7 protein-coding genes are annotated in these 6,226 nt (G+C 68.9%); 4 read left to right on the top strand and 3 right to left on the bottom strand.

The window, feature by feature from the left end; genetic code table 11:
• Positions 1–89: 89 nt before the first annotated feature.
• Together GJV64_RS10265 and GJV64_RS10260 are read right to left on the bottom strand one after the other, a co-directional pair.
• Positions 90–668 carry a glutathione S-transferase gene (locus GJV64_RS10265; RefSeq protein WP_164157141.1) on the bottom strand — a complete coding sequence of 193 codons (579 nt, stop codon included), beginning with the start codon at positions 666–668 and terminating at the stop codon, positions 90–92.
• Positions 665–2,890, bottom strand: coding sequence for a transferrin receptor-like dimerization domain-containing protein (locus GJV64_RS10260; RefSeq protein WP_235927693.1), 2,226 nt, complete (start codon positions 2,888–2,890; stop codon positions 665–667). Before GJV64_RS10260 ends, GJV64_RS10265 begins: the two co-directional genes overlap by 4 nt.
• A gap of 87 nt (positions 2,891–2,977) precedes the next feature.
• Between GJV64_RS10260 and GJV64_RS10255 the strand changes: the two genes are divergently transcribed.
• On the top strand, positions 2,978–4,192 hold the full coding sequence (locus GJV64_RS10255; protein ID WP_164157140.1) for a CaiB/BaiF CoA transferase family protein: 1,215 nt from the start codon (positions 2,978–2,980) through the stop codon (positions 4,190–4,192).
• The gene (locus tag GJV64_RS10250; protein WP_164157139.1) at positions 4,182–4,952 is read left to right on the top strand and encodes an inositol monophosphatase family protein; all 771 of its coding nucleotides are present in this window, start codon (positions 4,182–4,184) and stop codon (positions 4,950–4,952) included. Before GJV64_RS10255 ends, GJV64_RS10250 begins: the two co-directional genes overlap by 11 nt.
• Here the strand turns inward: GJV64_RS10250 and GJV64_RS10245 are convergent.
• Positions 4,949–5,347, bottom strand: coding sequence for a winged helix-turn-helix transcriptional regulator (locus GJV64_RS10245; protein ID WP_235927694.1), 399 nt, complete (start codon positions 5,345–5,347; stop codon positions 4,949–4,951). The two genes, GJV64_RS10250 and GJV64_RS10245, sit on opposite strands and share 4 nt — an antisense overlap.
• Here GJV64_RS10245 and GJV64_RS10240 point away from each other — a divergent pair.
• Entirely contained in the window at positions 5,346–5,888 is a 543-nt protein-coding gene (locus tag GJV64_RS10240; protein WP_164157138.1) for a carboxymuconolactone decarboxylase family protein, read from the top strand. The genes GJV64_RS10245 and GJV64_RS10240 overlap by 2 nt on opposite strands.
• Before the next feature lie 94 nt (positions 5,889–5,982).
• A partial coding sequence (locus GJV64_RS10235; RefSeq protein WP_205599590.1) for a hypothetical protein occupies positions 5,983–6,226 on the top strand: 244 nt, incomplete at its 3' end.

Here is a 6,226-nt window from a genome sequence, read left to right as displayed (position 1 = left end):
CCGCCGCAGCGCAGCGTGTTCGAGGAACGGCGGCACCCCTGGGTCGCCGTGCCCGAAGGTGCCGTGCGGCTGCCGCGCGGGCGGGACGGTTAGGCAGGCGGCCGCGTTGCCACGAAGGCCGGCGTTGCCAGCAGCCGGTCGGCCAGTGCCGCCAGTTCCGCGTTGTGCTCCCGCCAGTCGAGATCGGGGAAGCGGAAGCTCAGATAATCACAGGCGACGGTGATGCAGATGTCGCCAAAACCGCTGCCGCCCGTGCGCGTGTTCATCACCGCCAGGGCGCGTTCGATGGCGCGATACTGCCGGTCCACCCACGGCCCGCTGGTGATGCCCTGCGCCATGTTGAACCGCAGGATGATGGCGGCATCGAGCACGCCATCGGCCAGCGCCTCGGTGGTGCGCGCCTGCCAGTGGCCATGGCCACTCTCCGGCATCAACCGCTGCCCCGGCACGCTGGCCAGCAGGAAGGCGGCGATCACCGGCGAATCGATGATGGCGCTGCCGTCCTCAAGCACCAACGCCGGCACCTTGCCGAGCGGGTTGGCGGCCAGCAGCGCCGCCGGATCGGCCATTGGCGCCGTATCCTCCATCGGCAGCGCGAGGCCCAGTTCCTGGGCGAGCACCCGCAATTTGCGGGCATAGGGCGAGGTGGGGGAGGCCAGCAGCTTCATGGCAGCACCGCCGTCGCAGCGGTTAACCGGTCAGCATAGTCAGTGAGCGCCTTCGCGGCGATGCCGGTCTCGCGCACCGCATCGTCAAACCGCCGCTCCTCGATCGCTTCGCGCACGCCGGGCAGGGTCTTGGCGCCATAGCCGGTGAAGCGGCCGGGGGCATAGAGGATGTTCCGGAACCACGGCCGGAACGGCAGGCCGGCGGGGCTCAGCAGCGCCTGGTCGATGCCCTTCAGCCTGGCGTTGAGCGCCGCCTGCTGCGCGGCCGTCAGCGTGGCGCCCTTCGCGGCCATCTTCTCGTCGAACGCCCTGGCGGCCGCCTCCAGCCGGGTGATCGCGGCATCGAGCGCCGCCAGATCGATCGCGGGGGTCGCCGGCTTGGCCACCGGCGGCCCGAGCGGATCGCGCGGATCGGACCCCAGGCGATAGAGATCGGCGGACAGGGCAGCGCGCGTCGTGTCTTCCTTGCGGCGGTTCTCGACCAGCGTCCTGATCTCGCCCAGATACTGGCGCGCCGCCGTGGCCAGCGGGGTGAAGCGCACCGGCGGCACATCGGCATCGGCCAGCCCGATCACCATGCGGCCAATCACCTTCGAAAGCGCCACCCCATAGGCCAGGCCCGGATCATCCCAGCGGGTGAAATGGTCATAGCTGTCATAGATCGAGTGGTAGGAGCCGGCGCTCTCGCCCTCGCCGCCGAAGCCGACATTGAGGCTGGGGATGCCGGCGTGGTGGATGAAGGCGGTATAGTCGCTGCCCGAGCCCAGCGGCCCCAGCGGCTGGTCGGCGCCCTTCTCGGCTGCAGCCAGGGCCTCGGCATCAGCGCGCTGGCCATCAAAGGCGCGGGCGCGCAGCTTCGCCCGCCCGCGCGCCGCCACGCTGGCGCCCGTTGCCGGGTCCTGCACGGCATCGGCGATGCGCGCCACGAACGGCTGGAACTGCTGGCTGCCATCCACCTCCAGCGTGCCACGGCCATTGCTGTCGCTGTTGATGTAGATGATCGCCTTGGCCTTCAGCTCGGCGAGATTGTCTTCCACCCACTCGGTCGAGCCCAGCAGGCCCGGCTCCTCGGCGTCCCAGCTGGCATAGACGATGCTGCGCTTCGGGCGCCAACCGGACTTCCACAGCGCGCCCAGCGCCTTGGCTTCGGAGAGCAGCGCCACCTCGCCCGACAGCGGATCGGACGCGCCGAACACCCAGCCGTCATAATGGTTGCCGCGCACCACCCATTCGTCGCGCTTGGTGCTGCCCGGCAGCGTGGCGATGACGTTGGAGATGGTTTTCAGCGACCATTCGGACTGGACCTTCAGATGCACCTGCACATCATCGCTGCCACCAAAGCGATAGTGGAACGGCAGGCCCCCGCGCCAGTCGGCCGGCACCGTCGCGCCCTTCAGGCGGGAGAGGATCTCCGTCGCATCGGCATAGGAAATCGGCAAGGTGGGGATCTTCAGCACGGTCGGTGCCGTCTCGCGGGTCAGTCGCTGGGCGTCCTTGGTGGCGCCGATGCCGGGCGTGAGCGGATCGCCGGGATAGGTCGGCATGTCCATCACGCTGCCGCGCTGCACGCCCGCCGGGGGCCGGCCGCCGCCATTCGGATAGGTGTCGGCGCTGCCATAGCCATCCTGCTGCGGATCGGAATAGATGAGGCAGCCGATGGCGCCCTGTTCCTGCGCCAGTTTCGGCTTCAGCCCGCGCCAGCCGCCGCCATAGCGGGCGATGACGATCTTGCCCTTCACGCTGATGCCGCGCCGGGCCAGTGCCTCGTAATCGCCCGGCAGGCCATAGTTCACATAGACGACGCTGCCCGTCACATCGCCATCGCCCTGGTAGGCGACATAGGGGGGCAGCGCGCCGGCCAGCGCGTTCGAGGTGGCGTCCTGGGGGATGCCCGGTTCCTGCCCGCCCAGCGCTTTCCTGACCGGGCCGACCAGTTCCAGCGCGGTCGAGACCGGGGTGGGATAGAGCACCTGGTAGTCGGCGCGTTTCACCTGCCAGCCCCATTCGCGGAACAATTTCTCGATCAGCGCGGCATTGGCCTGGTTGTGCGGGCTGGCGACATGGTTGGGCCCGGCGCTCATCGTTTTGAGCCAGGCCATCTGCTCGGCACTGCTGATCTGGCTGTCGAAGGCCGCCTCGCGGCTGGCAGCACTCATGGTTTGGGCCGAGGCGGTGATGGCCGTCCCGGCCAGCAGCACGGCGGCAAGCAGCTTCATCGTCATCCTGTTCCCCTTTGCGGTGTAACACATGGTCTAGCCGCTTCAGTGAGCCGGTGACGAGGGGGAAAAACGGCGCTAGACCTTGGCACCATGTCCGGGCCGCTCTCCAACCTCCTTGTCATCGATCTGTCGCGCGTGCTCGCCGGCCCCTATGCCACCATGGTGCTCGCCGATCTCGGCGCCCAGGTGATCAAGGTGGAACGGCCCGATGGTGGCGACGATTCGCGCCGCTTTGGCCCGTTCATCAACGGCCACAGCGCCTATTTCGCCAGCATCAACCGCGGCAAGCGCTCGATCGCGCTCGATCTGAAGCTGCCCGGTGACCGCCGCATCTTCGATGCGCTGCTGGAGCGCGCCGACGTCCTGGTGGACAATTATCGCCCCGGCGTGATGGACCGGCTGGGCTATGGCCCGGCGGTGCTGAAACAGCGCTTCCCGCACCTGGTGCACGCCGCCGCCAGCGGTTTCGGCCACAGCGGGCCCTACAGCCACCGCGCCGCCTATGACATGGTGGTGCAGGGCATGGGCGGCATCATGTCGATCACCGGCACGCCGGATGGCCCGCCGGTCAGGGTCGGCACCAGCATCGGCGACATCACCGCAGGGCTGTTCACGGTGATCGGCATCCTGTCGGCGCTGCATGATCGCATTGCCACCGGGCACGGCCAGTTTGTCGATGTCGCCATGTTGGATGGCCAGGTGGCGATCCTGGAAAACGCCATCACCCGCTATGCCGCCTCCGGCCAGTCGCCCGGCCCGCTGGGCACGCGCCACCCGTCCATTGCGCCGTTCGCCAGCTTCAAGTGCGCCGATGCCGCCATCGTGATCGCCGCCGGCAACGACGATCTGTTCGCCGCGCTGGCCGAGGCCATCGCACTGCCCCCCGATCCGCGCTTTGCCACCAACGAGGAGCGCAGCCGCAACGTCGACGTGCTAACCGAGGCCATGGAGGCAAGGCTCGCCACCAGGCCAGCAGCCGAATGGCTGGCCATCCTCGATGCCGCGGGCGTGCCGGCCGGGCCGATCAACGACATCGCCGCCATGGCCAGCGACCCGCAGGTCAAGGCCCGCAACATGATCATCGAGACGCACCTGCCCGACGGCACGCCGGTGATCGCGGCCGGCAACCCGGTCAAGCTGTCGGCCCACCCCGATCCCAGGGTGCGCGCGCCGGCCCCGGCGCTGGATGGCGACCGCGATGCGATTCTGAAGGCGCTGGGCCTGGCGCCATTGCTGTCCCCACTTGCCGATGATGATGACGCTGGCGATGAAAGCGGCGACGGAAACGGCAGCGATGGCGACTGACGATCTGGCGCTGGCCCAGCGCCTTGCCGATGCCGCCGGCGCGGCCATCCGCCCGTGGTTCCGCCGGCCGTTCCTGGTGGAGACCAAGGCGGATTTCTCGCCGGTCACTGCCGCCGACCGCGAAGCGGAAGCCGTGATCCGCCGCCTGCTCGATGAATATCGCCCGCATGACGGCGTGATCGGCGAGGAATATGGCGACGACCGGCCCGACGCGGCGCGCGTGTGGGTGCTCGATCCCATCGACGGCACCCGCGCCTTCGTGGCCGGCCGACCGCTGTTCGGCACGCTGATCGCGCTGCTGGAAGACGGCAAGCCGGTGCTGGGCATCATCGACCAGTGCATCATCGGGGACCGTTGGCTGGCCGGGCCAGGCCAGCCGACGCTGTTCAACGGCCAGCGCTGCCATGTGCGGCGCTGCCCACAGCTGGCCGAGGCACGCATCGGCACCACCAGCCCGCACGCGTTTCCCGAAGCAGATTTCGCCGCTTTCGAACGGGCGCGCGGCGCGGTGGGCGACACGCTCTATGGCGGAGATTGCCACAATTATGGCCTGGTGGCGGCCGGGCACCTTGATGCCGTGGTCGAAGCCGGGCTGAAGCTGCACGACTGGGCGGCGCTGGTGCCGATCGTCACCGGCGCCGGCGGGGTGATGAGCGACTGGCAGGGTCAGCCGCTCGATATGGCCCGCAGCGATGGCCGGGTGATCGCCGCGGGCGATGCCGCTGTGGCTGCCGCCATCGCTGCGGCGCTTGCCGACTAGTCCGGCTGCGGCCAGTCGCCATCCGCAGCCCATCCGTTGGCCAGGTCCATCATCTGCCGGATGATCGGCAGCAGCAGGGCCGCGCGTTCGGTCAGCTCATAGCCGTCCGGCTGCAGCGCAATCAGATCATGGGCACGCAGCAGCTTCACCCGGTCGTTCAGCACCGCCGGCGAGATCGTCTCGCACGCGGCCTGCAGCGCGCGAAAGCTGAGCGCGCCGGCCCGCAATTCCCACAGGATGCGCAGCACCCAGCGCTGCCCCAGCACATCGAGCAGCCGCATGATCGGCCGCCCGCTGCGTGATCCCCGCACTGCTGACACCACCACCTCCAGCTTGACGCTATGTTTTTCATAGCGCATGGTCGCTATGGATATCATAGCAAGTGAGGCCGCCATGTCCAACCATCTCCACCCACTCGAGCCGCCGTTTCCGGCCGAGATCGCCACCCTGCTGGCCGCCTATCCCAAGGCCGAGGGGCAGTTGCTGGCGCTGTTCCGCACCTTCGCCCACAGCCCGCGCTTCCTGAGGAAGGGCGTGCCCAACCTGCTCGACAAGGACAGCCCGTTGCCGTTGCGCAGCCGCGAACTGGTCATCCTGCGCGTCACCGCACTGCGGCAGTGCGATTACGAATGGGGCGTTCACGCCGCCATCTTCGCTCGCGCGGCCGGGCTGGACGCCGCGCAGCTGGCCGCCACCCGCGCCAGCCGCATCGATCCGGCGCACTGGAGCACGGCCGAAGCCGGGCTGCTCACCGCCGTCGACCAATTGTGCCACAATGGCCATATCGATGCCGAATGCCGGGCGCGTTTCGAGGCGGACTGGAGCCTGGCCCAGCAACTTGAAATCTGCGCGCTGGCCGGCGCCTATCAGACCGTCAGCTTCGTCGCCAACCTCGCCCAACTGCCGCACGAAGCCTTTTCGCTGCCGCCACCGTAAAGCCGTGTCCATTGCCGCCCGTTACCGGTGCAAAGGCGAAGGGCGGGCGATGGCAGGACGATTTGAAGAAACAATCCGGTCCAACCGTTTGCGGGTGGCCGTCGCCGCCACCATGGCGGCGCTGGGGTTGTGGGCCTTTGCCCCCTATGTCACCAGCGAGGTGGGCGGCGAGGCGCACGTGAACGCGCCGATCATCCGCATGGCCTCGCCCATTGCCGGCATCGTCTCGGCCGATCTGCCGCCGCCCGGCACCGCGATTCCCACCAGCCGCCGCGCCCGGCTGGTGGAGGCGCGCGATGCCGACTCTGGCCCGCTGGCGGCGCTCAGGGGGCAGCAGG

The organism is Sandarakinorhabdus rubra (assembly GCF_010994245.1).
Lineage (GTDB): Bacteria > Pseudomonadota > Alphaproteobacteria > Sphingomonadales > Sphingomonadaceae > Sandarakinorhabdus > Sandarakinorhabdus rubra.
Note: the sequence above shows the minus strand (reverse complement) of the source record. Positions and strands in the feature narration are given on the sequence as shown.

Excerpts from the sequence above, each read along its gene's own strand:
- GJV64_RS10245 (WP_235927694.1), bottom strand. The coding sequence starts at position 5,347 with ATGGCGGCCTCACTTGCTATGATATCCATAGCGACCATGCGCTATGAA.
- GJV64_RS10255 (WP_164157140.1), top strand. The coding sequence starts at position 2,978 with ATGTCCGGGCCGCTCTCCAACCTCCTTGTCATCGATCTGTCGCGCGTG.
- GJV64_RS10265 (WP_164157141.1), bottom strand. The coding sequence starts at position 668 with ATGAAGCTGCTGGCCTCCCCCACCTCGCCCTATGCCCGCAAATTGCGG.
- GJV64_RS10250 (WP_164157139.1), top strand. The coding sequence starts at position 4,182 with ATGGCGACTGACGATCTGGCGCTGGCCCAGCGCCTTGCCGATGCCGCC.
- GJV64_RS10260 (WP_235927693.1), bottom strand. The coding sequence starts at position 2,890 with ATGACGATGAAGCTGCTTGCCGCCGTGCTGCTGGCCGGGACGGCCATC.
- GJV64_RS10240 (WP_164157138.1), top strand. The coding sequence starts at position 5,346 with ATGTCCAACCATCTCCACCCACTCGAGCCGCCGTTTCCGGCCGAGATC.